Annotated in this window: 29 protein-coding genes; 16 read left to right on the top strand and 13 right to left on the bottom strand. The window is 67.6% G+C overall.

The genetic code is table 11. The features are described from left to right. Positions 1 to 30: 30 nt before the first annotated feature. Both BST13_RS34670 and BST13_RS34665 read right to left on the bottom strand, forming a co-directional pair. Entirely contained in the window at positions 31 to 927 is an 897-nt protein-coding gene (locus BST13_RS34670; RefSeq protein WP_083170281.1) for a type IV toxin-antitoxin system AbiEi family antitoxin domain-containing protein, read from the bottom strand. Positions 928 to 1,065: 138 nt separating this feature from the next. Further along, complete coding sequence (locus tag BST13_RS34665; protein WP_083170322.1) at positions 1,066 to 1,947, bottom strand: 1,4-dihydroxy-2-naphthoate polyprenyltransferase; 882 nt, start codon at positions 1,945 to 1,947, stop codon at positions 1,066 to 1,068. Between the two features lie 47 nt (positions 1,948 to 1,994). Here BST13_RS34665 and BST13_RS34660 point away from each other — a divergent pair, with 47 nt between their 5' ends. The 4 genes from BST13_RS34660 (at position 1,995) to BST13_RS34645 (ending at position 5,362) form a co-directional block, all read left to right on the top strand. Continuing rightward, a complete protein-coding gene (locus tag BST13_RS34660) occupies positions 1,995 to 2,306 on the top strand; it encodes a hypothetical protein (protein WP_083170279.1) in 312 nt (103 codons plus the stop codon). Further along, positions 2,306 to 3,082 carry an S-methyl-5'-thioadenosine phosphorylase gene (locus tag BST13_RS34655; RefSeq protein WP_083170277.1) on the top strand — a complete coding sequence of 259 codons (777 nt, stop codon included), beginning with the start codon at positions 2,306 to 2,308 and terminating at the stop codon, positions 3,080 to 3,082. The genes BST13_RS34660 and BST13_RS34655 overlap by 1 nt, the downstream gene beginning before the upstream one ends. Further along, positions 3,079 to 4,110, top strand: a complete 1,032-nt coding sequence (locus tag BST13_RS34650; protein ID WP_083170275.1) for an NAD-dependent epimerase/dehydratase family protein — start codon at positions 3,079 to 3,081, stop codon at positions 4,108 to 4,110. The genes BST13_RS34655 and BST13_RS34650 overlap by 4 nt, the downstream gene beginning before the upstream one ends. A gap of 124 nt (positions 4,111 to 4,234) precedes the next feature. Beyond that, complete coding sequence (locus BST13_RS34645; protein WP_083170320.1) at positions 4,235 to 5,362, top strand: nitronate monooxygenase; 1,128 nt, start codon at positions 4,235 to 4,237, stop codon at positions 5,360 to 5,362. Here the strand turns inward: BST13_RS34645 and BST13_RS34640 are convergent. The 3 genes from BST13_RS34640 to BST13_RS34630 all read right to left on the bottom strand — a co-directional run bounded on the left by BST13_RS34640 (position 5,359) and on the right by BST13_RS34630 (position 7,847). Then, a complete protein-coding gene (locus tag BST13_RS34640; RefSeq protein WP_083170273.1) occupies positions 5,359 to 6,051 on the bottom strand; it encodes a DUF5666 domain-containing protein in 693 nt (230 codons plus the stop codon). The two genes, BST13_RS34645 and BST13_RS34640, sit on opposite strands and share 4 nt — an antisense overlap. Positions 6,052 to 6,117: 66 nt before the next feature. Then, a complete protein-coding gene (locus BST13_RS34635) occupies positions 6,118 to 7,146 on the bottom strand; it encodes a sensor histidine kinase (RefSeq protein WP_083170271.1) in 1,029 nt (342 codons plus the stop codon). Then, entirely contained in the window at positions 7,146 to 7,847 is a 702-nt protein-coding gene (locus tag BST13_RS34630) for a response regulator transcription factor (protein ID WP_083170269.1), read from the bottom strand. Before BST13_RS34630 ends, BST13_RS34635 begins: the two co-directional genes overlap by 1 nt. A 103-nt stretch (positions 7,848 to 7,950) precedes the next feature. Between BST13_RS34630 and BST13_RS34625 the strand changes: the two genes are divergently transcribed. Genes BST13_RS34625 through BST13_RS34605 form a run of 5 tightly spaced genes read left to right on the top strand, consistent with a single transcriptional unit; the run spans position 7,951 to position 11,461 of the window. Continuing rightward, entirely contained in the window at positions 7,951 to 8,613 is a 663-nt protein-coding gene (locus BST13_RS34625; protein ID WP_083170267.1) for a glycosyltransferase family 2 protein, read from the top strand. Beyond that, on the top strand, positions 8,610 to 9,263 hold the full coding sequence (locus BST13_RS34620) for a TIGR04282 family arsenosugar biosynthesis glycosyltransferase (protein WP_083170265.1): 654 nt from the start codon (positions 8,610 to 8,612) through the stop codon (positions 9,261 to 9,263). The genes BST13_RS34625 and BST13_RS34620 overlap by 4 nt, the downstream gene beginning before the upstream one ends. 1 nt (position 9,264) lies before the next feature. Beyond that, positions 9,265 to 9,894 (top strand): methyltransferase domain-containing protein, encoded by a 630-nt coding sequence (locus tag BST13_RS34615; protein WP_083170263.1) that lies wholly within the window; start codon positions 9,265 to 9,267, stop codon positions 9,892 to 9,894. Then, complete coding sequence (locus tag BST13_RS34610; protein ID WP_083170261.1) at positions 9,891 to 10,997, top strand: molybdopterin-dependent oxidoreductase; 1,107 nt, start codon at positions 9,891 to 9,893, stop codon at positions 10,995 to 10,997. Before BST13_RS34615 ends, BST13_RS34610 begins: the two co-directional genes overlap by 4 nt. Further along, on the top strand, positions 10,994 to 11,461 hold the full coding sequence (locus tag BST13_RS34605; protein WP_083170259.1) for a hypothetical protein: 468 nt from the start codon (positions 10,994 to 10,996) through the stop codon (positions 11,459 to 11,461). Before BST13_RS34610 ends, BST13_RS34605 begins: the two co-directional genes overlap by 4 nt. Here BST13_RS34605 and BST13_RS34600 read toward each other — a convergent pair. After that, positions 11,387 to 12,736 carry a hypothetical protein gene (locus BST13_RS34600; RefSeq protein ID WP_083170257.1) on the bottom strand — a complete coding sequence of 450 codons (1,350 nt, stop codon included), beginning with the start codon at positions 12,734 to 12,736 and terminating at the stop codon, positions 11,387 to 11,389. The two genes, BST13_RS34605 and BST13_RS34600, sit on opposite strands and share 75 nt — an antisense overlap. A gap of 108 nt (positions 12,737 to 12,844) precedes the next feature. On the opposite strand from BST13_RS34600, the gene BST13_RS34595 reads away from it, so the two are divergent. Further along, positions 12,845 to 13,672 carry a GNAT family N-acetyltransferase gene (locus BST13_RS34595; RefSeq protein WP_095533833.1) on the top strand — a complete coding sequence of 276 codons (828 nt, stop codon included), beginning with the start codon at positions 12,845 to 12,847 and terminating at the stop codon, positions 13,670 to 13,672. On the opposite strand, the gene BST13_RS34590 is transcribed toward BST13_RS34595, so the two are convergent. From BST13_RS34590 to BST13_RS34580, 3 genes are read right to left on the bottom strand one after another with little or no spacing between them, the layout of a single operon-like run. Next, positions 13,669 to 14,283 carry a pyridoxamine 5'-phosphate oxidase family protein gene (locus BST13_RS34590; RefSeq protein WP_083170253.1) on the bottom strand — a complete coding sequence of 205 codons (615 nt, stop codon included), beginning with the start codon at positions 14,281 to 14,283 and terminating at the stop codon, positions 13,669 to 13,671. The two genes, BST13_RS34595 and BST13_RS34590, sit on opposite strands and share 4 nt — an antisense overlap. Positions 14,284 to 14,334: 51 nt before the next feature. Further along, the gene (menE, locus tag BST13_RS34585; RefSeq protein WP_425437093.1) at positions 14,335 to 15,420 is read right to left on the bottom strand and encodes an o-succinylbenzoate--CoA ligase; all 1,086 of its coding nucleotides are present in this window, start codon (positions 15,418 to 15,420) and stop codon (positions 14,335 to 14,337) included. Between the two features lie 41 nt (positions 15,421 to 15,461). Beyond that, positions 15,462 to 15,794 carry a DUF3349 domain-containing protein gene (locus BST13_RS34580; RefSeq protein ID WP_083170249.1) on the bottom strand — a complete coding sequence of 111 codons (333 nt, stop codon included), beginning with the start codon at positions 15,792 to 15,794 and terminating at the stop codon, positions 15,462 to 15,464. A gap of 266 nt (positions 15,795 to 16,060) precedes the next feature. On the opposite strand from BST13_RS34580, the gene BST13_RS34575 reads away from it, so the two are divergent. From BST13_RS34575 to BST13_RS34565, 3 genes are read left to right on the top strand one after another with little or no spacing between them, the layout of a single operon-like run. Next, complete coding sequence (locus tag BST13_RS34575) at positions 16,061 to 17,308, top strand: inorganic phosphate transporter (protein WP_083170247.1); 1,248 nt, start codon at positions 16,061 to 16,063, stop codon at positions 17,306 to 17,308. 34 nt (positions 17,309 to 17,342) lie between these two features. Continuing rightward, entirely contained in the window at positions 17,343 to 17,627 is a 285-nt protein-coding gene (locus tag BST13_RS34570) for a hypothetical protein (RefSeq protein ID WP_083170245.1), read from the top strand. Between the two features lie 6 nt (positions 17,628 to 17,633). Continuing rightward, positions 17,634 to 17,942, top strand: a complete 309-nt coding sequence (locus BST13_RS34565) for a DUF3349 domain-containing protein (protein ID WP_083170243.1) — start codon at positions 17,634 to 17,636, stop codon at positions 17,940 to 17,942. A gap of 54 nt (positions 17,943 to 17,996) precedes the next feature. Here BST13_RS34565 and BST13_RS34560 read toward each other — a convergent pair whose 3' ends face one another. Both BST13_RS34560 and BST13_RS34555 read right to left on the bottom strand, forming a co-directional pair. Beyond that, positions 17,997 to 18,380 (bottom strand): VOC family protein, encoded by a 384-nt coding sequence (locus BST13_RS34560; protein ID WP_083170241.1) that lies wholly within the window; start codon positions 18,378 to 18,380, stop codon positions 17,997 to 17,999. Positions 18,381 to 18,425: 45 nt separating this feature from the next. Next, positions 18,426 to 19,295, bottom strand: coding sequence for an SDR family oxidoreductase (locus BST13_RS34555; protein WP_083170239.1), 870 nt, complete (start codon positions 19,293 to 19,295; stop codon positions 18,426 to 18,428). 227 nt (positions 19,296 to 19,522) lie between these two features. Between BST13_RS34555 and BST13_RS34550 the strand changes: the two genes are divergently transcribed. Beyond that, positions 19,523 to 20,569 carry an alpha/beta fold hydrolase gene (locus BST13_RS34550; protein ID WP_083170237.1) on the top strand — a complete coding sequence of 349 codons (1,047 nt, stop codon included), beginning with the start codon at positions 19,523 to 19,525 and terminating at the stop codon, positions 20,567 to 20,569. Between the two features lie 6 nt (positions 20,570 to 20,575). Beyond that, positions 20,576 to 21,322 (top strand): SDR family oxidoreductase, encoded by a 747-nt coding sequence (locus tag BST13_RS34545; RefSeq protein WP_083170235.1) that lies wholly within the window; start codon positions 20,576 to 20,578, stop codon positions 21,320 to 21,322. A gap of 3 nt (positions 21,323 to 21,325) precedes the next feature. On the opposite strand, the gene BST13_RS34540 is transcribed toward BST13_RS34545, so the two are convergent. After that, positions 21,326 to 22,255, bottom strand: coding sequence for a 1,4-dihydroxy-2-naphthoyl-CoA synthase (locus BST13_RS34540; protein ID WP_083170233.1), 930 nt, complete (start codon positions 22,253 to 22,255; stop codon positions 21,326 to 21,328). A 90-nt stretch (positions 22,256 to 22,345) separates the two neighbouring features. Between BST13_RS34540 and BST13_RS34535 the strand changes: the two genes are divergently transcribed. Then, a complete protein-coding gene (locus BST13_RS34535) occupies positions 22,346 to 22,621 on the top strand; it encodes a hypothetical protein (RefSeq protein ID WP_083170231.1) in 276 nt (91 codons plus the stop codon). A 9-nt stretch (positions 22,622 to 22,630) separates the two neighbouring features. Here BST13_RS34535 and BST13_RS34530 read toward each other — a convergent pair whose 3' ends face one another. Beyond that, positions 22,631 to 23,080 carry a nitroreductase family deazaflavin-dependent oxidoreductase gene (locus BST13_RS34530; protein WP_083170229.1) on the bottom strand — a complete coding sequence of 150 codons (450 nt, stop codon included), beginning with the start codon at positions 23,078 to 23,080 and terminating at the stop codon, positions 22,631 to 22,633. Between the last annotated feature and the right edge of the window lie 305 nt (positions 23,081 to 23,385).

The raw sequence follows: 23,385 nt of genomic DNA, 5'->3' as shown, positions 1-23,385 counted from the left end.
GCGTACCTAGCTGTCTGCTCGTGCGGGGAATCAGCCGGCAAGTGCGGCGTCGTCGAGGTGCCACATCACCCGGCGCACCAATTCTTCGGGACGCCTGCGGATGTCATCGCCCGTCGCGGAGACCGTGCGCCAGCCACACTCCTGCAGCCGGGCGGCCTTGAGCCGGTCGTGTTTGAAGCCTTCGGGTGTGGCGTGCCATGCCACGCTGTCGTATTCGGCGGCCAGTTTCGCGTCGGGCCAGGCGAAGTCCACGCGCCAGCGCTCACCGTGGCGGTCGATGATCTCGTATTGCAGCTCCGGCGTCGGCACGCACCAGTCGATGAACACCAGCCGCATCTCGCTTTCCATCGGCGACTCGGCGCGAGCGTCGGCGTGAACCAACAGGTCTCGCACCGCAACGATGCCCCTGCGGCCCTTCTGTTCCCGCACCGCGGACGCCAATTCTTCGGTGCTGCAAGCTCCGACGTGCAGCGCGGCATCAAGGACGGCAAGCGCCCGCGGTCGGCGTAGGGTGCGGGCGAGTTCGACGGCCGTCCACGCCGGGCTTGTCGCCAGCCGGCCGGAGACTCTTTTCAACGGTGCGCCGACACGTTGATGCACCATCAGCCCGTCGGCGGGGCGGATCCGCAGGCCGGGATCGAGGATGTGAATGCGGTCGTCGTGCTCGGTGTCGAAGCCATAGAGTGCGGCAGCGGTGTTCATGCAGGCCACGATCGGCATCGAGGTCAGGAGGTCCAAGGCCGCAAGTCGATCGATCGTGTCGGGGACATGGTCGGAGTACACGCCGCGGCAGACGCGCAGGATCTGCCCTGAGTGCACAAGCGCCGCAAGCGTCTTGCGCGACATGACCGACCGCAACTGTGCAGTGGTGGCCACACCGCCGTTGGCGGCAAAGAAGTCCTCGAGATCGATTGCAGCTCTGGGCACCCGTTGATGCTGACCGTCTTACCGCCTGCGATTGAAGAGCCCAGGTCCAATCTGTGGATAACCTGCCGGATTTTTTCGGCGAGCAGTCGTGGCGGTACCGGAAACGCGGCGTGTCGCGTACCGCAGTGTCTGTTCGCCCTAGAAACCGGCGCCCGCCAAACCCACGGCCAAAGACACCGCAACGGCCCATACCAGCATGGTGAGCCCGGTGTCGCGTAGCACGGGGATCAGCGCGGCGCCCCCGCTGCCTCCGAGCACGGGCCGGGCCGCGCGCACCGCGAGCGGCGTGGCGAGCAGACCCACCAGGCACCACGGGGTGGCGGCGCTCAGCGCCAGCGTCCCGACCAGCGCCACGCCCAGCAGCACCTGGTAGAGCACCCGTGTGCGGGCATCACCCAGCCGCACGGCCAGCGTGATCTTGCCGGACTCCGCGTCGGTCGGGATGTCGCGCAGATTGTTCGCGACCAGCACGGCCGACGACAACGAGCCCACCACCACGGCCATCACCACGCCGACCCAATCGATCCGCAGCGCCTGGGTGTACTGCGTGCCCAGCACGGCCACCAGGCCGAAGAAGATGAAGACCGCGATCTCGCCGAGCCCGAGGTAGCCGTAGGGCTTCTTGCCGCCGGTATAGAGCCACGCTCCGGCGATACACACCGCGCCAACGGCGATCAGCCACGGCGCGCTCACCGCGGCGAGCGCCAGGCCCGTGACGGCGCCCACCGCCAGACTCGAAAGCGCCGCTGTCAGGACTGCGCGGGGTGACGCCAACCGGGAGCCGACCAGTCGCAGCGGGCCGGATCGCACGTCGTCGGTGCCGCGGATGCCGTCGGAGTAGTCGTTGGCGTAGTTGACGCCGATGATCAGGGCCACCGCGACGGCCAGGGCCAGCAGCGCCTTCCACCACACCGCCGCGCCGAGCCACGCCGCCGCACCGGTCCCGGCGATCACGGGGGACACGGCGTTGGGCAAGGTGCGGGGCCGGGCGCCCTCGATCCATTGAGCGAAACTGGCCACGATCGCCATCGTATGAGGACTCCAGGAACCCGACCTACACTGGCGGCATGAATGACCGGCTCAGCAAGACTGAGATCAGCAAGGATGTGCTGCAGGAATCCGTCGAGGCCGTGGCGTCGACCGTGGGTGAGGTGACCCACATCATCACGACGGCGGTCAAGGACGTGGCGGCGGCCATCGGCGGCCTGGCCACCGATGCGTTCGAGATCCGCGACAGTGCGCGCAAGGCCCGGGCCCAGCTCGATGACGATCTCGACGTGGACGCCCCCGCGGACGTCGAAGACGTCGAAGAGGACGTCGTCGAGGTCAAGCCCACCGACGTTCCCGAAACCCAGGACCTCGGCGACAAGACCGACTAGTGCTCGGAGTCGTCGGCGGTAGCGGCTTCTACACATTTTTCTCCGCGGACGCGCGCAGTGTCAGCGTGGACACGCCGTACGGCGCTCCCAGCGCACCCATCACAGTCGGCACCGTCGGCCAGCATGAGGTCGCGTTTCTCCCGAGACACGGTGTGAATCACGAGTATTCGCCGCACACCGTGCCGTACCGGGCGAACATGTGGGCGCTGCGGGCCCTGGGGGTGCGACGCATCTTCGGGCCGTGCGCGGTCGGTAGCTTGACCCCTGACCTCGGTCCGGGGTCGATGGTGGTGCCCGATCAACTGGTCGACCGCACCAGCGCGCGCCCCGACACTTATTTCGATTCCGGCGGCATCCATGTGAGTTTCGCCGATCCCTACTGTCCGACGCTGCGTGCGGCGGCGGCCGGGCTGCCCGGTGTGGTCGACGGCGGCACCATGGTGGTGATCCAGGGGCCGCGCTTCTCGACGCGTGCGGAGAGCCAGTGGTTCGCGGGCCAGGGCTTCCGGTTGGTCAACATGACCGGTTACCCGGAGGCGGTGCTGGCACGTGAACTCGAAATGTGTTATGCCGCCATCGCTTTGGTGACCGATCTGGACGCTGGCATCGAAAGCGGCGAAGGGGTGAGAGCGGTCGACGTGTTCGCCGAATTCGAACGGAACATCGTGCCGTTCAAGAAGTTGGTGCACGAGGCTCTCGAGGCCGTCGACGTCGAGCGCACGTGCACCCACTGCCTGGCCCATGACGGGGTGAAGCTGCCTTTCGAGTTGCCGTGAAGGTTCTGCTCACCGGCGCAGCAGGTTTCATCGGGTCCCGCATCGCGGTCGCGTTGCGGTCCGCGGGCCACGAGGTCGTCGCCGCCGACGCCATGCTGCCCGCCGCGCACGGCCCCGGCGCCGAACCTCCGCCGCAGTGTCACCTGGTCGACATCCGGGACCGCGATGCGCTGAAACCGCTGCTCAGTGGCATTGACGTGGTGTGCCACCAGGCTGCCGTGGTCGGGGCCGGGGTCGATGCCGCCGACGCGCCGGCGTACGCCGGGCACAACGACTTCGGCACGGCGGTGCTGCTCGCCGAGATGTATGCCGCGGGCTGCACGCGGCTGGTGCTCGCATCGTCGATGGTGGTGTACGGGCAGGGCGGCTACGACTGCCCCGAGCACGGGCCGGTCGACCCCACGCCACGTACCCGCGCGGATCTGGACGCGGGAGTGTTCGAGCATCGCTGCCCGATCGGCGGAGAACCGTTGCGGTGGCGCCTCGTCGGCGAGGATGCGCCGTTGCGCCCCCGCAGTCTGTACGCCGCAAGCAAGACCGCGCAGGAGCATTTCGCGCTGGCCTGGGTGGAGTCCGGCGCCGGGTCGGTGGTTGCGCTGCGCTATCACAACGTCTACGGGCCCAACATGCCGCGCGACACCCCGTACTCGGGCGTCGCGGCCATCTTCCGATCGCAGCTCGAATCCGGCCACCAGCCAAGGGTTTTCGAAGATGGCGGGCAGATGCGCGATTTCGTGCACGTCGACGATGTCGCGGCCGCCAACGTCGCCGCGGTCGACGCCGGGCTGGAGGGCTTCAACGCGTTCAACGTCTGCTCGGGGCGGCCCATCTCGATCATGGACGTGGCGACCCGGCTGTGCGAGGCCCGCGGGGCACAGCCGCCCGTCATCACCGGTCAATACCGCAGCGGGGACGTCCGGCACATCGTGGCCTCGCCTGCGCATGCGGTGCAGACATTGGGGTTCCGGGCCGCGATCGATCCGCGTGACGGCTTAGGGGAGTTCGCGTTCGCGCCGCTGCGGGTGTGATCCGCGAGTGTGAATCCTCTGCGAGAAAACGGCCGATTTTTCGCAGACCCGGCACACTCGCGGGCCTTTGGCAATGCTCGCCCACTCTTGACACCCGTCAACTCCACGTGGCAATACTGACGTGGTGAAACCCGCCATCTGTGAGCAGTTCGGCATCGACTTTCCGCTCTTCGCCTTCAGTCACTGCCGTGACGTCGTGGCCGCGGTGACCAACGCCGGAGGCTTCGGCGTGCTCGGTGCCACCGCCTACACGCCCGAGCAACTGGACCGCGAACTGACCTGGATCGACCAGCACGTGGGCGGTAAGCCGTATGGCGCCGACATCATCGTCCCGGCGAAATTCGAGGGCAAGGGCGAGCACCTGTCGCGCAGCCAGCTGGCGGACCGAATCCCGGGTGAATACCGCGATTTCGTGGCGCAACTGCTCGCCCAGCACGGCATCGAGCCCGATCCCAACCCGCGGCTGGGTGGTTCGTCGTTGTCGGGGGACACCGGGCAGGAGTTGCTCGAGGTCGCGCTGAGCCATCCGATCAAGCTGATCGCCAATGCGCTCGGTGTGCCGCCGGATTACATGATCGAAGCGGGGCGTGACCGCGGTGTTCCCGTCGCGGCCCTGGTGGGTGCCCGCGAGCACGCCGTCAAACAGGTGCACGCCGGCGTCGACATGATCATCGCGCAGGGCACCGAGGCCGGCGGCCACTGCGGTGAGGTGTCGACACTGGTGCTGGTCCCCGAAGTCCTCGAAGCGCTGGCCGAGGCGGGCAGCAGCATTCCCGTTTTGGCCGCGGGCGGCATCGTGACCGGTAGGCAGATGGCGGCCGCCGTCGCGATGGGGGCCGCCGGCGCCTGGACGGGATCGGTGTGGCTGACCACCGAGGAGGCCGAGACGGCGCCGCACACCGTGCAGAAGATGCTCGCCGCGACGTCGCGCGACACCGTGCGGTCGACGGGCCGCACCGGCAAGCCTGCGCGCCAGCTGGTCTCCGAATGGACCGACGCGTGGCAGCCGAATCCTGCTGGACACCAGACACTTCCGCTCCCGCTGCAGAACATGCTCGCCGAGCCCGTCATCCGCCGCATCGATGTACTTGCCGCACAAGGCCATCCGGGTGCCCAAGCACTGGCGACCTACTTCGTCGGGCAGGGTGTCGGGCTGATGAACAAGGTGAAGCCGGCGCGTGAGGTCGTCCGCGAGTTCATCGAGGACTACGTGGCGGCCACGGAACGGCTGAGCAACAGCCTGCCCGATTAGTGTTGCGGGCGCCCGCCGCCACAGCTGCCGTTGGTGGCGGGCCGAACCGTCGCACCACTGGCCTGCAGCACGCCGCTGCTGTCCTTGGTGCCGTGGGCGGCCAGGCAAACACCGGTGGCGACCACCGAAGAATCTGCGCCCGAACGCTTTTCGTATCGGGTGTTGGCGGTCACTGTCACCGTTGCGGTGCTGTTGTCGGCCTCGGTGACCACGATCGAGTTGCCATTCACCGAAGTGACGGTTCCGGCGACGCCGTGTTGCTGATCGCCGCCCTTGTGTCCGCATTGGGTCCCGGCGTTCTGCGCGATGACGACTGCCGCGGCGGTGCCGCTGTCCTTGGTCGGATGGACCTGGATGCACTCGCCCTGGGTGACGTCGGTGAGCTGCGCTGCGCTGAGCTGGACGATGTGCGTTGATCCGGTGATGTTCACGGTGGCCGGGCCCTGCCGTCCTGTCACGGTCACCGTGCCGCCCGATACGGCGCTGACCAGGCCGTCCACCCGGTCCTTGCCGTTGTGTCCACCGGTTGCGGGCGGGGGACCGGCGACGGCCGACGTCGACGTCGAGCCGATGGTCGCGGAGCTGGGAGCGGACGATGTGCTCGACGAGCCGCAGGCGGCCAACGAGAGCGCGGCGAATCCGGCGAGGGTGACGACGATGTAGCGCGACGAGCGGGATGTGATGAGCATGTGGCCACGGTCCGCGTCGCAGCTGTCGATCAGCTCAGCCGTGGATATGAATCCGATGAGTGTGCGCTACTCGGCGGTGTCGAGCGCCAGCGGCAAGCGCACCTCGAACCGCGCCCCGGTGTCCAGGTTGCGTGCCGAGAGCGTGCCGCCGTGCGCCTGGACCAAGCCGGCCGCGATGGTCAGCCCCAGCCCCGATCCGCTGGGCAGCGACGAATCCGCGCGGGGCACACGGCCGTTGGAGCCCCGGTAGGCGACGTCGAAGACGCGCGGCAGGTCGGCCTCGTCGATGCCGACGCCGGTGTCGTCGACGTGTGCCCACGCACCGGCGGCGTCCGCACCGAGGGTCAGCGTCACGGCCCCGCCGTCGGGTGTGTGCGCGATGGCGTTGGCCACCAGATTCGACAGCACCCGCACCAAGGCACGGTCACTGCCCAGTACCCGCACGGGCTGAGGCGGCAGTTCAGCCGTCAACCGCACGCCCGCGCGGCCTGCCGCGATCCGGTGGGCCGAGATCACGTCGGCCACCACCTCGTCGAGGGCCACCTGCTCGCGCACCGGTTGCACCGAACCCGCGTTGATCTTCGACATCTCGAAGAGGTCATCGACCATCTCGGAGAGCCGGATCGATTCCTGCTCAATGTGTTTGGCCTGGGTCCTGACTTCATCGTCGGTGACCACGCCGTCGGCGATGGCCTCCGAGACGGCGCGGATACCGGCCAGCGGGGTACGCAGGTCGTGGCTGACGAACGCCACCAACTGGCGGCGCGAATATTCGGCCGCGCGTTCGGAATCGCGAATTTCCTGTTCCCACACCGTGCGGCGGGCCTGGTATCGGGCCAGCATGACCGCCGCGGGGATGGTCACCACCGACACGATCACCAGCACCACGGCGGTCTGCTCGAAGGTCTCGGTGATCATGAATCCGCTGGCGCCGAGCACACCCGTGAACGTCGCCAGCGTCGGGATCAGCACCAGCACCACCATGCTCAGCGCCAGCGACCACGACCGCGCGAAGCGGATGATGATCGCCCCGGCCAGCACCACCGGCAGTGAGCAGGCCAGTGCCCATCCGATGATCTCAGCGAGGTTCTGCACTAGATCCTCTGATCTTCGCGCAAGCGCTCATCACCACTCCACAGGTAGCCGCGCCCCCATACGGTCTGTATTCGGTGCCGGTCACCGAGTTTGGAGCGTAACCGCTTGATGTGCACCGTCACGGTCGACAGGTCGCCGAAGTCCCAGCGCCACACCCGTTTGAGCAGATCCTCGCGGGAGAACACGGTGTCGCTGTTGGTCAGCAGGAACACCAGCAGGTCGAACTCGCGGTTGGTCAGGCTGACCGGCCGCCCCGCCAAGGTGACCGAGCGTGCCGCGGTCGATACGCGCAGATCATCGACGGCGAGTTCCGCGGGCACCGACCCGACCAGCCCGGAACTGCGCCGCAGCAGCGAACGCACCCGCAACGCGAGTTCGCGGGGGCTGAACGGCTTGGTCAGATAATCGTCGGCGCCGGCCTCCAGGCCGGCGATGCGGTCGTCCTCCTCGCCGAGCGCGGTCAGCAGGATCACCGGCATGCTGTAGTCACCGTCGCGGCGCAGGTCTCGGCACAGCGACAAGCCGTCGGAACCCGGCATCATCACATCGAGTACCGCGACATCGATATGCACGGTGTCCAGCAGCCGCAGGGCCTCTGTGCCGTCGTGCGCGACCGAGACGTCGAGCCCGTCGCGTTCCAGATAGCGCCGCACCACGTCGCGCACCACGGTGTCATCGTCGGCGATGAGTACCCGGGTCATCGTTCGAGGTTACTGCTGCAGCGCCGCGACCTGCGGCTATGTCACGATTTCGTCATGTTTGGCCGCTGGTCACCGGGGGCGGGGCGGCCTACCGTCGGAGAGCATGGCCCCTGAACCGGCGCTCGTCACGGTGGTGCTGCCGTGTCTGGACGAGGAGCAGTCGCTGCCAGGCGTACTGGCCGCGCTGCCCGACGGATACCGCCCGTTGGTCGTCGACAACAACAGCTCCGACCGCACCGCCGAGGTGGCCCGGAAGCTGGGCGCGACGGTGGTGGCCGAGCCACGACCCGGGTACGGCTCTGCGGTGCACGCGGGGGTGGTCAACGCTGCGACGCCGATCGTGGCGGTGCTCGACGCCGACGGCTCGCTCGACCCGCGAGAGCTCCCGGCACTCGTCGCGGAACTCGATCGCGGTGCTGATCTGGTGATCGGCAGGCGCAGGCCGGTCGCCGGGTTGCGCTGGCCCTGGCATGCCCGGCTCGGCACGGCGGCGGTGTGCTGGCGGCTGCGGCACCGGTACGGATTGCCGGTCCACGACATCGCACCGATGCGGGTGGCCCGCCGGGATGCCCTCATCGGGCTCGGGGTGACGGATCGCCGGTCGGGCTACCCGCTGGAGCTTTTGGTGCGCGCGGCGCAGGCCGGTTGGCGCGTGGTGGAGCAGGACGTGGCCTACGGGCCGCGCACAGCAGGTCACTCCAAGGTGAGTGGGTCGGTGCGGGGCAGTGCCATTGCGGCAGTGGACTTCTGGCGGGCGATCACATGAAACCCGTCGTGGTGCTGGTGGTTGCCAAGGCCCCGGTTCCCGGGTTGGCCAAGACCCGGCTGGCCGCGGGTATCGGTGCCGCTGCCGCCGCGGACATCGCTGCCGCGGCGCTGCTGGACACCCTGGACGCGGCGGCCGCCGCCACCGAGGCCCGCGTGGTTGCGCTGACCGGCGACCTTCGGCAAGCCTGCCGCGGCGACGAGATATGCGATCGGCTGGCCGATTTCATGGTGGTACCCCAGCGCGGGGACAACTTCGCCGAACGGCTCGCCAACGCTCACGCCGATGCCGCCGCGGCGACCGGGCTGCCGGTGCTGCAGGTCGGGATGGACACGCCGCAGGTGAGCGCCGCCCTGCTCGACGGGTGCGCGGGCGCGCTGTCCGACGCCGACGCGGTGCTCGGCATGGCCCGCGACGGCGGTTGGTGGGTGCTCGGTGTGCAGGACAGCCGCACGGCGGCGTGCCTCACCGACGTCGAGATGTCGACGTCGCACACGGGAACGGAAACCCTTGCCGCCCTGCGTGATACCGGCGCCATGGTGGTCCTGACCACTGAACTGGCCGACTTCGACACAGTTGACGATATCGACGAGGTGCGCCGAGCCTGCCCTCTCGGCAGCCGGTTCGTCCGAGCGACCCGGGGGTTGTGACATGCACGGACAACTCTACGACCGGGCGCTCGATGGGGAACGTTGCTGGATCAGGCGCGCCGACGGCGGAATGCGGTATCTGCCGGTGTACACCTGGCTGGGCGGAGCACGTGCCGACAACCGGTTTGACCAGACCATCGTGAACCTGTGTTCCGGGCCGACGCTCGATCTCGGCTGCGGACCGGGGCGGTTGGTCGCGGGCCTGGTGCGCCGGGGGCTGCCCGCCCTCGGCGTGGATCTGTCGCGCACTGCCGTCGAATTGGCCCGCGGCAGTGGCGCACCGGTGCTCTGCCGAGACCTGTTCGCACCGCTGCCCGGCACCGGACGCTGGCAGACGGTGCTGCTGGCCGACGGCAACGTGGGGCTCGGCGGTGACCCGTGGCGGGTACTGCAACGAGCCGGCGAGCTGCTCGGCAGGGGTGGCCGGTGTCTGGTCGAATTCGACACGGTAGCAACCGGAGTCGACGCGGCCTGGGTCCGGTTGGAGTCGGTGCGCAGCATCGGCCCCTGGTTCCGCTGGGCGACAGTCGGGTTGGACTGTGCGGCGCGGTTGGCGGGGGACGTCGGTCTGGCGGTGACGTCCACCCACCCGGTCGGCACCCGGGTGATCGCAGCCTTGGAAGCGGCATGAGAAGCGTCGTGACGCTGCGGGGCACCGCCGTCACCGTCCGCGTCGGGGCGGCGCTGGGCGTCGCGGTGGCGGTCTGCTTCGTGACGGGACTGATCAGCCACTTCATCCAGCACCCGCAACCCTGGTTCTTCTGGCCCACCCGGCCGGTGTGGCTGTACCGGCTGACCCAAGGCCTGCACGTGATCTCGGGTATCGCCGCCATCCCGCTGCTGGTGGTCAAGCTGTGGTCGGTGTGGCCGAAGCTGTTCGAGCGCCCACTGATCGGCGGGGTGGTCCGTCAGCTGGAGCGGCTGTCGATCCTGGTTCTGGTCGGCGCCATGCTGTTTCAGCTGTCCACCGGGCTCATGAACATCGCGCAGTGGTACGCCTTCAAGTTCTTCTTCACCACCGCTCATTACGCCATGGCCTACGTCGCCGCGGGTGCCGTGCTGGTGCACGTCGCGGTCAAATTGCCGGTGATCCGCGTGGCTCTCGGCGAACCGCTCGAGCCACTGGAACGGGCACCCCAAGGGCCTACCCGGCGCACCGTGCTGCGCGGTACCTGGCTCGCGGTGGCACTCGCGACGATCGTCACGGCCGGCCAGACCGTGCCGTTCCTGCGCCGCGTGTCGGTGCTGGCGCCGCGATCTGGGCAAGGGCCGCAAGCGGTTCCGGTGAATCGGTCCGCGATCGCGGCCGGTGTGCTGCGCAGCGCCACCTCGCCCGACTACCGGCTGACGGTGGCCAGGGGAGCCGTGGTGCGTACCTTCACCGTCGCCGAACTCGCGGCCCTGCCGCAGACCATCCGAAGGCTGCCGATCGCGTGTGTCGAGGGCTGGAGCGTCGACGCGGAATGGAGCGGGGTGGTGCTGGCCGATCTGGTCGCCACGGTCGGCGGCGGCGCGGATTCCGATGTGCGGATGATCTCGCTGGAACCGCCGGGCCCGTACTCGCGCACGGTGCTGCCGGCTCGACATGCCCGCGACAGCGCGACCCTGATCGCGTTGCGGCTGAACGGAGAACCCTTGAACCTCGACCACGGGTACCCGTGCCGGCTGATCGCCCCGAGCAGACCCGGTGTGCTGCAGACGAAATGGCTGTCTCGGATCGAGGTGGTGGGATGAGAACGACGCGGCTGCTGCTGGCAGCGATGGGACTGGGTTTGGTGGGCTATGGCGCCCTGCTGACCTTGCAGAACCCGCCGGTGATCATCGTCCGGATCGTGATGTGGGCGCTCGTCGCGGTGGTGGTACACGATTTCGTCTTTGCCCCGCTGTGCGCGGCGGTGGGGTGGGTGGGTCATCGGCTGATCCCGGCCAGTTCCCGGTCACCCGTCGCCGTGGCGGTGTTGTGCAGCGTGGTGCTGGTGCTGTTGGCGATCCCGGTGTACGGCCGGCCCGGCATGCGGCGCGACAACATGACAGTGTTGGACCGCAATTACCCACTGGGACTGGCGGTTTCCCTCGGGGTGGTGTGGCTGAGCGTGCTAGTGTACGGCTTGTGCAAGCGGCTCTCACCAGTTGGTGAGGATGACATGGTTGAGCACGAGCGCGCCGAGCACGTTGACCGCCAACCAGAGCCGCGCTGAGCGCGGTGGCAGGTATGCACCCGCCGCGGTGAGCCACACCGTGAACGGCAGCCAGATGCGTTCGGTCTCTGCCTTGCTCAACATGCTGAGATCGGCGAACAGGATCGCCACGAGCGCGGCGACCAGTACCAGTCGCAGCCCCGGCTGCCGACGGATCGCCGCCACGTCGAACAGCCGGCTCATCCCGGCCACGCTGCCCAGTCCGATGGCACACACCACCGAGGCCAGGTTGGCCCACGACCAGTACTGGAACGGCCGGTTGGCGGCGATGCCGCCCCAATAGCGTTGCTGGACCAGCGTGTAACCGTCGAACCACCAGAACCCCGCGGCAAGGAACACCGCCACCACCGCCAGCGCCGCCACTGCGGCAGGCCCCAGCACGCGCAGCCCGGCCCGCCAGTCGGGCGCAGTGAGCAGCACGGCCAGCGCTGGGAGTGCCATGAGGACCAGCCCGTAGTTCAGGAAGATGCCCCACCCGAGCAACAGGCCCGCGCCGACCGCCCACAGCATGCGGTGGCGACCGTGTACTGCCAAGGCCAGCAAGGCGATACCCCACGCGGCCACACCCGCGTAGTAGCCGTCGGCCGAGACCGCGATCCAGATGGCGGTCGGCGCCACCGCCACGAAGGGCGCGACCCGGCGCGCGGTGGCTTCGTCGGTGAGAGCCCGGGCCGCGACGACGATCGCCGCTGCGGCACTGGATCCGGCCAGCAGACACAGCAGCCCGGCCCACGCGCCGCCACCCAGCCCGAGGCGGTCCAGCCACACAAAGGTCAGCAGCGCACCCGGCGGATGCCCGGATACGTGGGTGATCCACGAATCGGGATGATGGCCAGGGATTCTCGACGAGAACGTGCGGAGTGCCTCGGGAATGTCGGTGATGGTCGGCACCTGGTTCAGATACTCGTGCGGCGCGGTGAGCCGCCCGGCGAAGCCGCGCTGCCAGCCGTCGATCATCGCCAGCGAGAACGCCCACCCGCCCGATACGGCCCAGGCCGCCACGGGCAGAGCCCGCCACGGAATCCGCCGTGCAAGGGTCGGACCCCACCACACGGCGGCCGCCGCGATGACGATGGCCGGGAAGGTACCCCAACCGACGTGCGCGTTCCACCAGCCGAAAATCGGTGCGGTGTCGGCGAAGCTGTGAATCTGCGTGGCCGTGCTGTTGATCAACGGCGTGACGATGCCCAGATGTAGGTGCGGCACCACGAACGCCGCGACCACCAGGAACAGACCGATGACCACCGCGACAGCTTCCCGGCGTCCGATCTGCATGCGCCCAACCCTAATGGGACGTCGCCCGGGCGTGTCTGACCATTCGGTGACGGCTTTCACCCAATTTTCGGTGGCGACGGACCCGAATCAGATGGGATCGTGGGCGACGTGGACACCGACGTACTCTTCTGCGGCACCGACCTGGCGGCGCGTATCGAACGGGCCGAGACACAGCTCATCGTCGCCGCAACGCACGCGGCGGCCGGCCGCGGCGCCGATGTGCTCGCGGTGCCGGTGGCCGGCGGATACGCGTGCTTCGCAGAACCCCACTCACCGCTGAACAAGGTGGTGGGGCTCGGGTTCGACGGCGTGCCGGACACTGCGCTGCTCGGCGAGGTCGAACACATGATGGCCGGTCGCGGTGCGGCCACCCAGGTGGAGTTGTCCACTCTGGCGGACCCCGCGATCGCGGCGATGCTGACCGCTCGCGGTTACCACGTGACCGGGTTCGAGGACATTCTCGGCCGGGTTCCGAACGGTGACGAGCAGTCGGTGCCCGGTGTCGAGGTTCGCCGCGCCGATGATCTGGCGGCGTGGGTCGACGTGGTGGTGGAAGGGTTCGCGCACCCGGACGGTGTCGGTGTGCCTACCCATGAGGAGTTTCCCCGCGACGTCATCGAGCGGGTCGAGCGGGACATGGAAAAGGCAGGCGCCACAGCATATGTCGCGTTGTGTGACGGCGTGGTGGCCGGCGGTGGCAGCGCGCGGTTCGCCGACGGCATCGCCCAGCTCACCGGTGCGGCGACCGCCCCGGCCTACCGCAGGCGAGGCGTGCAGACGGCGCTGCTCGCCACCCGGCTGGCCGACGCCGCGGCCGCGGGCTGTGACATCGCCGTCGTCACCACCTCGCCCGGTTCGCAATCTCAGCAGAACGTGCAGCGGCGCGGTTTCCAACTGCTCTACACTCGCGCGGTTCTGGTGAAACCCCTTGTCTAGTAGAGGATCTTGCGCAGGTTGTCTTCGCTGTAGTAGTCGTCGAGTTCGCGTTGGCTCAGGTCGGGCTTGAACGCCTTGGCCAGCTGCGCCACGCTCGGCACCGCCGTCGGGTTCCAGGATTCGGGCTTCCAGGCGTCCGAGCGCAGGAATGCCTTGGCGCAGTGGAAGAACACCTCCTCGACGGCGATCTCCAGGGCCAGGATGGGCCGCTTGCCGTCGACCACCAGCGTGTCGAAATAGTCTGCGTCGGAGAGGATCTTGGCGGTGCCGTTGATCCGCAGGGTGTCGCCGCGGCCGGGAATCAGGAACACCGTGCCGACATGCGGGTTCTGCAGCACATTGACATACCCGTCGACGCGCTTGTTGCCCGGCCGCTCGGGGATGGCGATGGTGGTGTCATCGATGATGTGCACGAATCCCGGCGGATCACCTTTGGGTGAGACGTCGACGCGGCCGTCGGCGTCGGTGGTGGCCACGAAGCCCAGCGGGGAGTGCTTGAGCCAGTCCTGCTGGGCCTCCGAGAGCCGCGGCGAGACCTTGTTGGCCACGTATGTGTTGGGGAACCCGACGATGGCACGCAGCTGGTCCACCGATGTCACTTCCTGGCGCATGAGTCCATGATGCCCAAACCTGCAACCGATTTGTCCGGTCCGTGCCGAGGTTCACCCGAATCGGGTTGCCAGCGCTCGACGGTCGAGCTTGCCGATGCCGCGCCGCGGTAGTTCGTCGACGATGTGGATCTCGCGGGGCGCCGCGGTCGGATCGAGGGTCTGGGCCACGTGCGCGCGCAGCTCGGCCACCTCCGGTGCGGCTGCGGAAGACAGCACCACCGCTGCCACCACGCGCTGGCCGAGCCGTTCATCGGCGACCCCGAACACCGCACAGTCGGCGATCGCCGGGTGGGTCGCCAGCGCCGACTCGACCAGCTGGGGCAACACGGTCAGGCCGCCCGTGCTGATCGCGTCGTCGACCCGGCCCAACACCCTCAGGGCACCCGAATCATCCACCACGCCAATGTCATCGGTGCGGAACCACCCAGGCTCGGCGAACGGGTCCGGGCTGATCGGGTTGCGGTAGCCCTTCGCCACGGTGGCACCGCCCAGGACGATGCGGCCGTCGACGATGCGCACGGTCACCCCGTCGAGCGCCACCCCGTCGTACACGCAGCCTCCGGCGGTCTCGCTCATCCCGTATGTCCGCACCACCGTGATGCCGGCTGCCTCGGCTCGTTCGGCAACGCCTGCGGGCATCGGGCCGCCGCCGATGAGCACCGCGTCGAGTTCGGCGAGCGCGGCCGCCGCGCCGGCGTCGCGCAGCGCCTTGTCGAGCTGCACCGCGACCAGCGACGCATATCGCCGTCCGGAGCCCATCGCCGCAATCGCGCCGGGCAGTTCGTCGACGTCGAAGGACGGGGCGATCGACACCGGAGTCGTGCCGGCGACAACGCTGCGGACCAGAACCTGCAGCCCGGCGATGTGATAACCCGGCAGCGCCAACAGCCACCGCCCGGTACCACCGAGCCGGTCATGGGTGGCCTCGGCGCTGGCCAACAATGCGGCCGCGGTCAGCAGGGCGCCCTTCGGAGCGCCGGTGGTGCCCGATGTCGACACCACCACTGCGACATCGTCATCGATCGGTGAGCCGGCGCGCAGCGCTGTGGTGAGCAGCGATGCCTGGCGCTCGTCGGCTGCGGGTACCGGAAGGATCGCGGTATCCCGGCCGGCCAGCAGATTCTCCAGCACCGGCAGAAGTGGCGCCGCTTCCCCGATGCTGACCGGACGCAGGGTGGCTATGCCGACCCCTCATTGTCGTCGGGGCGATCGTCGCCGGTCTCGCTGTCACGCGGGTCGTCCAGCGGCCAGCCCTTGGCGGCCAGGCGTTCCCGTACCCGTTCGACGTCTTCGGCACGGGGCAATTCATCGGTGATCTGGGTGATCTGCACCCCGATGTCGAACTTGTCGAACTCTCCCCGGTTGATGAGGTCGCGGGCGACGGCCTTGACCTCATCGTTGGTGAGACGACGGGCCAGCAGCGCCAGGAGTGGTACCCGATCGGCGTCGGGCACACCTTCCGGATAGCCGGACTTCAGCCAAGCCGCGATCTTGGCGAGGAACGTGTTCACTGCGGCAACTCCTGATGGGGGACCGGGCGGGGATCCCGGGACATGCGACGGAGACTGCATCGATGGTAGTGCCGTCGGGGGCTGTGGATCACAGTGAACATATCGCAGCCGTCCGGCGCATTGTTGCCACGGGCAAACGCCTTGAAGCTCTAAGATGAACAATCGGTGAACTCATCGCCGAACAAGTTGAATTGCCTGTTGGGAGGGCCAAACGAGGTGATGCGTCAGCTGGTCAAAATTGCCAGTGGTCCCCCAGAATTAGCGCCATGAGCGCAGAGCTGATCATCCTGGTGTTGTTGATAGCAACAGCACTGGCCTTCGACTTCACAAACGGTTTTCACGATACCGGCAATGCCATGGCGACCTCGATCGCGACGGGCGCTCTCAAGCCCAAGGTGGCCGTTCTCCTCGCCGGCATCCTCAACCTGGTCGGCGCGTTCCTCTCCGTCGAGGTGGCTGTCACCGTCACCACATCGGTGCTGAAGGTGCAGGACGGCAAAACCGGACACCTGCTCCCGTCGATCTCCTCGTCGACCGGCCTCACCATCATCTTCGCGGGCCTCATCGGCGGCATCCTCTGGAATCTGCTCACCTGGCTCTTCGGTATCCCGTCCAGCTCGTCGCACGCGCTCTTCGGCGGTCTGATCGGTGCCGGAATCGCCGCACTGGGCAGCAGTGGCGTCAACTGGAGTGGCGTCATCTCCAAGGTGCTCATTCCGGCCGTGGCGTCGCCTCTGATCGCGGGAATCGTTGCCGCGGTAGGCACCTGGCTGGTGTACCGCATCACCCGCAACGTCATCAAGAAGCGGCGCGAGGAGGGCTTCCGCTGGGGCCAGATCGCCACCGCTTCGCTGGTCGCCCTCGCTCACGGCACCAATGACGCGCAGAAGACCATGGGTGTCATCGCGCTCGCGCTCATCACCACCGGTCATCTGACCGGCGACGTGAAGAAGGACGGCCTGCCGTTCTGGATCATCCTGTCGTGCGCACTGGCCATCGGCCTTGGCACCTACATCGGCGGCTGGCGCGTCATCCGCACGTTGGGCAAGGGTCTCGTCGAGATCGAGTCCCCGCAGGGCTTCGCCGCCGAGGCGTCCTCGGCGGTGGTCATCCTGAGCTCGTCGGCCGCTGGTATGGCGCTGTCGACCACGCACGTGGCGACCGGTTCGATCCTCGGTAGCGGCGTGGGCAAGCCCGGCGCCGAGGTGCGCTGGGCGGTCGCAGGCCGCATGGCGCTGGCCTGGCTCGTCACACTGCCCGCCGCGGGCATCGTCGGTGCACTGTCCTTCTGGCTCTCCGAGGGCATCGAGTCGCTCACCGGTTCCGCGCTTGCCGGCGACGGCACGATCTTCGTCATCCTGCTCGCCCTCTCCGGCTACATGTGGTGGCGGGCGCAGCAGCAGAAGGTCGACCACAGCAACGTCAACGCCGATTGGGACGACACGACCAACTCGGTGGTGCCCGCCGAGGTCCGCGAGGCCACCAAAAGCGGCGACAAAGCCGCAGCGGTCTGAGCGACTCCGAGACGCAACGAATAGGGACTGACAGATGACTTATGTAGAAGCCATTTTCAAGGTGCTGGTGGTTGGACTGATTCTCGGTGCCGGGCTGCCTGCGCTGTTTGCGGGCGGGCTGGTGGCGTACTCCAGCGGTGCCGGTGGCACGCACGAGGACGGCACGGTCTCGGCGCCGAACCAGGCGCTCAAGGCCCTGGGACTGCTGCTGTTCGCGGTGGTCGCGGCGGTGATCGTGATCGCGATCCTGTACATCACCAAGACGACGATCATCCACCACTTCGGTTTCAACCCCGTCCCGTTCATTCCAGGGAAGTGAGCTGACATGACAGAAGGCACGAGCGTCATCGACAACGTCCTGGGTTGGCTGCACGAGGGCTATCCCGAAGGCGTGCCGCCCAAGGATTATTTCCCGCTGCTGGCGTTGCTGAAGCGCTCGCTCACCGAGGACGAGGTCATCAAGGCCGCGCAGACGATCCTGCGGTCCAGCAACGGCGATGCGCCGGTGACGGACGACGAGATCCACCGCGCGATCCACCAGATCACCGAGAAGGAGCCGAATCCCGAGGAGATTCATCAGGTGGCGTCCCGGCTGGCCTCGGTCGGCTGGCCGTTGGCGACGCCGACCCGCTGAGCTCATGACGCGAAAACCCCTGCCACGGCAGGGGTTTTCGTCATGTCTGGCCCATCACTGTCGGGTGTCGCGGCGCAGCGGGTGATTGTCGGGGACCTGGACGAAGATCAGGGTCACGCCGTCGGGGTCGGTCACGTGCATCTCGTGCAGACCCCACGGTTCTTCTTGGGCGGCCCGGGCGATCGGCACACCACGGCCCTCCAGTTCGGCCTGGGTGGCGTAGACGTCGCGCACCTGCAACCACAATGCACCCGGAAAGACGCCGGATTCGCCTGGGGAGTGATGGCCCGCCAACTCGATGAGCGACTGCCCGGCGTAGAGGACCGTGCCGCCCGGGTACTCGCGGGCGATCGCCAGCCCGATGCCATCGCGGTAGAACTCCACCGATTTCGGGTAGTCCACCGGCCGGATCAGCATCCGGCTGGCCAGGATCTCCATAGCTGACTGTTTACCACCGGGCCACGGTCTGTGTGCGCCGACACGTCAGACCGGCTGGACGCGCTGCCTTTTCATCATGGCGTCGACAAGTCCGGGGGCCACGGTGTTGAGCGCTTTGGCCGTCACAGCCATCCGTGGCGCGATCTGCACGGGGCGGGTGCGGGTCGCGGTCACCATCCAGTCGGCGGCCTCGCTCGCCGACAGCCCGGGCAGGTTGTCATAGGCGCGGGTCGGCGCGATCATCGGGGTCTTCACCAACGGGTAGTAGAGCGTTGTGGAATGGACGCCGGCCGCGGACCATTCGGTCTCGATGACCCTGCTGACCGCGCTGAGTGCCGCCTTCGAGGCGTTGTAGACCGCGAACAGCGGTGAGGACTCGTTCATCACGCCCCACGTCGACACATTGATGATGTGCCCGTCGCGCCGCTCCCGCATGCCCGGCGCCAGCCCGCGGATGAGCCGCAGCGGCGAGTAGTAATTGAGCGTCATGGTCCGTTCGACGTCATGCCAGCGGTCCAGAGATTCCGCCAGCGGGCGGCGGATCGACCGTCCGGCGTTGTTGATCAAGATGTCCACGCCGCCCAGGTCGCGCTGCACTGTCGCGACCAGTTCGTCGATCGCATCCATGTCGGAGAGGTCGACTGCGTGCGCAACGGCCTCGCCGCCAGTGGCGGTGATCCGTCCGACGAGATCGTCGAGGAGTTCCTGACGACGGGCCACGGCCACCACGGTGGCACCGCGGGCGGCCAGCTTCTCGGCTGCGGCCTCACCGATGCCGGAGGATGCGCCCGTCAGCAGGATGCGCTTCCCGGCGATGTCGATGTCGTCGCGAGTGTGCAACCGGTCGGTCAGGGGCGGACGCATGCTGGTCAGCAACAGCTGTTCGGACAGCCGGCGCAGCGGGCTCTTGCTCATGTGTCGAGTCTAGGAACGGGCTCGTACCGCCAGCCGCCTGAGGTGGTCCGAGCGATTTGGCCGTTGCGCCTTACCCGGCTCGACGAGCGTGTAGGTTCAGACCTGTTATGCCCATTTGGAAATAACTGCCCGGTGACGCCCGGAAAGGTGCTTACGCCTGCGCCGTTGTCAAGCGTCAATCCTGTTGTGCCCGTCCCGACTCAACGACAGACCGGAAGGACCCCATCGTGCCAGCGCCCACTGATGCCGAATATTTCGACCTTGGCGACTTCACCTTGCAGAGCGGTCTCACGCTGCGCAACGCAACCCTCGCGTACAAGACGTACGGCACGCTGAACGCGGACAAGACCAACGTGATCGTCTACCCCACTTGGTATTCGGGGTGGCACACGGACAACGAATGGCTCATCGGCGCCGACAAGGCGCTCAACCCCGACGAGTGGTTCATCATCGTGCCCAACATGCTCGGCAACGGGCTGTCGTCCTCGCCGTCGAACACTCCGGCTCCGTATGACCGGGCCCGCTTTCCCGATGTGACGTTCTACGACCAGGTCGAGGCGCAGCACAAACTCGTCACGGAGAAGTTCGGGATATCGACCATCGAACTTGTGACCGGCTGGTCGATGGGTGCCGGGCAGACCTACCAGTGGGCAGTGAGCCATCCCGAGATGGTGCAGCGCGCAGCGCCGTTCTGCGGGTCGAGCATCACCGCGCCACACAACAAGGTGTTCCTCGAGTCGTTGATCTTCGCCCTGACGGCGGACGCGGTGTGGGCCGATGGCGATTACTCCCCGGACAGGCTGCCGGTCAAGGGATTACGCGCATTCGCTCGGGTCTACTCCGGCTGGGGCTATTCGCAGGCGTTCTACTGGCAGGAAGCGTGGCGTGAGCTCGGCTTCACGTCGTTCGACGATTTTCTCTACGGCTTCTGGGAGAACTTCTTCCGCGACGGACGCGATCCCAACAATCTCATTGCGATGCTGCGAACTTGGCACAGCGGAAACGTCGGTAACACACCGGGATTCGGCGGTGACGTCGAGAAGGCGCTGGCGTCCATCAAGTGCCCGCTGTTGGCGATGCCTGCCGAAAAGGACCTGTACTTCCCGCCTGAAGACGAGCACTGGGCAAGCCAATTCATCCCGCACGGCGAAGTGCGCGTCATCCCGGGCATCTGGGGTCATTTCGCCGGAGGCGGCGTGAACCCGGCGGACACCGACTTCATCGATGCGGGGATTCGGGATCTGCTGGCGCAGCCGGGGTACACGCCGTCCTGAGCGACAATCGGTCCCGTGAACAAAGTTGTGGTCATTACCGGGGCAGGCAGTGGAATCGGCAGGGCGACGGCGCGGGTGCTCCTGGACGCCGGTCATCAGGTGGTACTGGCCGGCCGCAGGCCCGAGTCGCTCAGCGAAACTGCCGACGGCAGACCGAATGCGCTGGTGGTGGCGACCGACGTGACCGACCCGGTCTCCGTACGGGCGTTGTTCGACGACGCGGTGTCAGCATTCGGCCGCGTCGATGTGCTGTTCAACAACGCCGGGGTGTTCGGGCCGTCGGCGTCGATCGCCGAGATCGACGACGAACAGTGGCACACCGTGTGGCGCACCAATGTCGACGGTGCCGTGTTCTGTGCGCGGGAGGCCGCCCGGGTCATGGCCGCACAGCAGCCGCGGGGCGGACGCATCATCAACAACGGTTCGATATCCGCGCACCGCCCACGCCCCCAGAGCCTGGCCTACACCGTCACCAAACACGCGATCAGCGGGTTGACCGCGTCAATGTTGTTGGATCTGCGCGATATCGACATCTGCGTGACGCAGATCGACATCGGCAACGCCGCCACCGACATGACCGCCGGGTTCAGCCATCAGACCCTGCAGGCCGACGGAAGCCTCGCGGCGGAGCCGACTTTCGACGTCGACCACGTGGCGCGTGCCATCGGCCACATCGTCGATCTGCCGCTGGAGGTGTCCGTTCCGTCCATCACGGTGATGGCGCGGGCCATGCCGTACGCGGGCCGCGGATAACCGTCAGAAGTAGCGTGGAAACGCGCTCCAGTCCGGATCGCGCTTCTCCAGGAAGGCGTCGCGGCCCTCCACTGCCTCATCGGTCATGTAGGCCAAACGGGTTGCCTCTCCGGCGAATACCTGTTGGCCGACGAGTCCGTCGTCGATCAGGTTGAAGCCGAACTTGAGCATCCGGATGGCCTGCGGTGACTTGCCGTTGATCTCGGCCGCCCAGTGCAGGCCGACGGTCTCCAGATCGGCATGGTCGACGACCTCGTTCACCGCACCCATCTGGTGCATGGTCTCGGCGTCGTAGCTGCGGCCCAGGAAGAAGATCTCGCGGGCGAACTTCTGCCCGGTCTGGCGCGCCAGGTACGCACTGCCGAACCCGCCGTCGAAGCTGCCGACGTCGGCGTCGGTCTGCTTGAACCGGGCATGCTCACGGCTGGCCAGCGTCAGATCGCACGTGACGTGCAGACTGTGCCCGCCGCCGGCGGCCCAGCCGTTGACCAGACAGATCACCACTTTCGGCATGAACCTGATCAGCCGCTGCACCTCCAGGATGTGCAGCCGTCCGGCGCGGGCCGGGTCGACGGTCTCGGCGGTTTCCCCCGATGCGTACTGATAGCCGGTACGCCCCCGGATGCGCTGGTCGCCGCCGGAGCAGAACGCCCAGCCGCCGTCCTTGGGTGACGGGCCGTTGCCGGTCAGCAGGATCACACCGACATCCGACGACATGCGGGCGTGGTCGAGCGTCCGGTACAACTCGTCGACCGTGTGCGGGCGGAATGCGTTGCGCACCTCGGGCCGGTCGAATGCGATGCGGACCGTCGGCTGTTTGGCGCCGTCGACGACATGCCGGTGGTAGGTGATGTCGGTCAGGTCGGCGAACCCGGCGACCGGTTCCCACGCCGCGGGGTCGAACGGACTGGCTGCGCTGGAATCAGAGCTCACCTGCTCGACTGTAGAGCGGGGTTTGGCCGGCACGGTCCAGGGGTATGAAGCACGGTGCGCGTGTCTTGTGCGCGGACAGAAAGGGCTGCGATGAAACGTTCGGCAGGCATGTTGTTGTCTGGTCTGGTCGCCGGTGTGATGTTGGTCGGCTGCTCGCCGGCTGCCACCGGGGGAGACACCAGCTGCAAGGACTACCTGGGTGCGGACGAGAAGACCCAGAACGATGCCGTGGCAAAGATGCTCAAGGACGAGAAGGGCACCGACGCGGCCCAGCTCGAGATCACCGGTACCAAGGTGTCGGTGCAGACGTTCTGTCAGACGGCGGGCAAGCAGGACAGCAAGATCAAGGAGGCGCCGCACCTCTGAGGCACGGGGTCACACCGGGTCGAGCCGAAAAACCGCACAGCGGCCGGCGAGGGCTTCGAACTCGTCGGGGTTCGGCCCGGTGACCAGCCCGGCGTTCTTCATGAACCCGACGCCGGTGGGCACCAGGATGGGGAACTGCCGCAGCAGCGGACGGGCTTCCTCGGCTGGGATCTCGACCATGCGCACCCGCTGGGCGCGGCGACCTTGGTTGATGGTCGCCTCACCGGCGGCCCGCGCGTTGGCGGCCCAGTCCCCACGGGGTAGCCCGGCGACGATGTAGCGCTCGCCGTCGACGGTCATCGGGGTGACCGGTGTCGTGCGTGGCTTGCCCGTCTTACGGCCGGTGACAGTGAGCACGACCGGGCCCTTGTCACCGCCGACGCCGAGCTTGTTGAGCCCGATCATCACCTTGTTGACGTACTTGAGCCACCACGGTGGCCGGATGCGTTCGTCAGCCATGAACCCAGACTAATGTCACGCGGCTGATTTTCGCTTGCGGGTGTGAATCACACGGTGAATCCGACACTCCGCGAACGGATTCCGCCCTCGGATCCCAGGTTGGCTGAACCCGCCCGGCCGGCAAATCCTGCCATGGGCGGGCCCTGGTGCTACCGAATCGACCCGCCTTCGCCCCGTATTCGCCTGGCGGCCGGTGTTATCCGGCCCGGCGTGCCGTCGGGCGTGTGCCTAGACGGTATGAGTGACCGTCGGCGTTGTGTCGGGGGTTGCGGGCCGGGGCCTCGCTCACCCATGTTCGTGGGTTA

The organism is Mycobacterium aquaticum (assembly GCF_002086485.1).
GTDB lineage: Bacteria > Actinomycetota > Actinomycetes > Mycobacteriales > Mycobacteriaceae > Mycobacterium > Mycobacterium aquaticum.
The sequence above is the reverse complement of the archived record's forward strand: the minus strand, read 5'-3'. Positions and strand labels throughout refer to the sequence as shown.

What these genes read in the sequence shown, in the direction of transcription:
- BST13_RS34660 (WP_083170279.1), top strand. Translation starts at nt 1,995, where the DNA reads ATGAATGACCGGCTCAGCAAGACTGAGATCAGCAAGGATGTGCTGCAG.
- BST13_RS34640 (WP_083170273.1), bottom strand. Translation starts at nt 6,051, where the DNA reads ATGCTCATCACATCCCGCTCGTCGCGCTACATCGTCGTCACCCTCGCC.
- BST13_RS34630 (WP_083170269.1), bottom strand. Translation starts at nt 7,847, where the DNA reads ATGACCCGGGTACTCATCGCCGACGATGACACCGTGGTGCGCGACGTG.
- BST13_RS34625 (WP_083170267.1), top strand. Translation starts at nt 7,951, where the DNA reads ATGGCCCCTGAACCGGCGCTCGTCACGGTGGTGCTGCCGTGTCTGGAC.
- BST13_RS34620 (WP_083170265.1), top strand. Translation starts at nt 8,610, where the DNA reads ATGAAACCCGTCGTGGTGCTGGTGGTTGCCAAGGCCCCGGTTCCCGGG.
- BST13_RS34615 (WP_083170263.1), top strand. Translation starts at nt 9,265, where the DNA reads ATGCACGGACAACTCTACGACCGGGCGCTCGATGGGGAACGTTGCTGG.
- BST13_RS34610 (WP_083170261.1), top strand. Translation starts at nt 9,891, where the DNA reads ATGAGAAGCGTCGTGACGCTGCGGGGCACCGCCGTCACCGTCCGCGTC.
- BST13_RS34605 (WP_083170259.1), top strand. Translation starts at nt 10,994, where the DNA reads ATGAGAACGACGCGGCTGCTGCTGGCAGCGATGGGACTGGGTTTGGTG.
- BST13_RS34600 (WP_083170257.1), bottom strand. Translation starts at nt 12,736, where the DNA reads ATGCAGATCGGACGCCGGGAAGCTGTCGCGGTGGTCATCGGTCTGTTC.
- BST13_RS34590 (WP_083170253.1), bottom strand. Translation starts at nt 14,283, where the DNA reads ATGCGCCAGGAAGTGACATCGGTGGACCAGCTGCGTGCCATCGTCGGG.
- BST13_RS34575 (WP_083170247.1), top strand. Translation starts at nt 16,061, where the DNA reads ATGAGCGCAGAGCTGATCATCCTGGTGTTGTTGATAGCAACAGCACTG.
- BST13_RS34570 (WP_083170245.1), top strand. Translation starts at nt 17,343, where the DNA reads ATGACTTATGTAGAAGCCATTTTCAAGGTGCTGGTGGTTGGACTGATT.
- BST13_RS34565 (WP_083170243.1), top strand. Translation starts at nt 17,634, where the DNA reads ATGACAGAAGGCACGAGCGTCATCGACAACGTCCTGGGTTGGCTGCAC.
- BST13_RS34560 (WP_083170241.1), bottom strand. Translation starts at nt 18,380, where the DNA reads ATGGAGATCCTGGCCAGCCGGATGCTGATCCGGCCGGTGGACTACCCG.
- BST13_RS34555 (WP_083170239.1), bottom strand. Translation starts at nt 19,295, where the DNA reads ATGAGCAAGAGCCCGCTGCGCCGGCTGTCCGAACAGCTGTTGCTGACC.
- BST13_RS34535 (WP_083170231.1), top strand. Translation starts at nt 22,346, where the DNA reads ATGAAACGTTCGGCAGGCATGTTGTTGTCTGGTCTGGTCGCCGGTGTG.
- BST13_RS34530 (WP_083170229.1), bottom strand. Translation starts at nt 23,080, where the DNA reads ATGGCTGACGAACGCATCCGGCCACCGTGGTGGCTCAAGTACGTCAAC.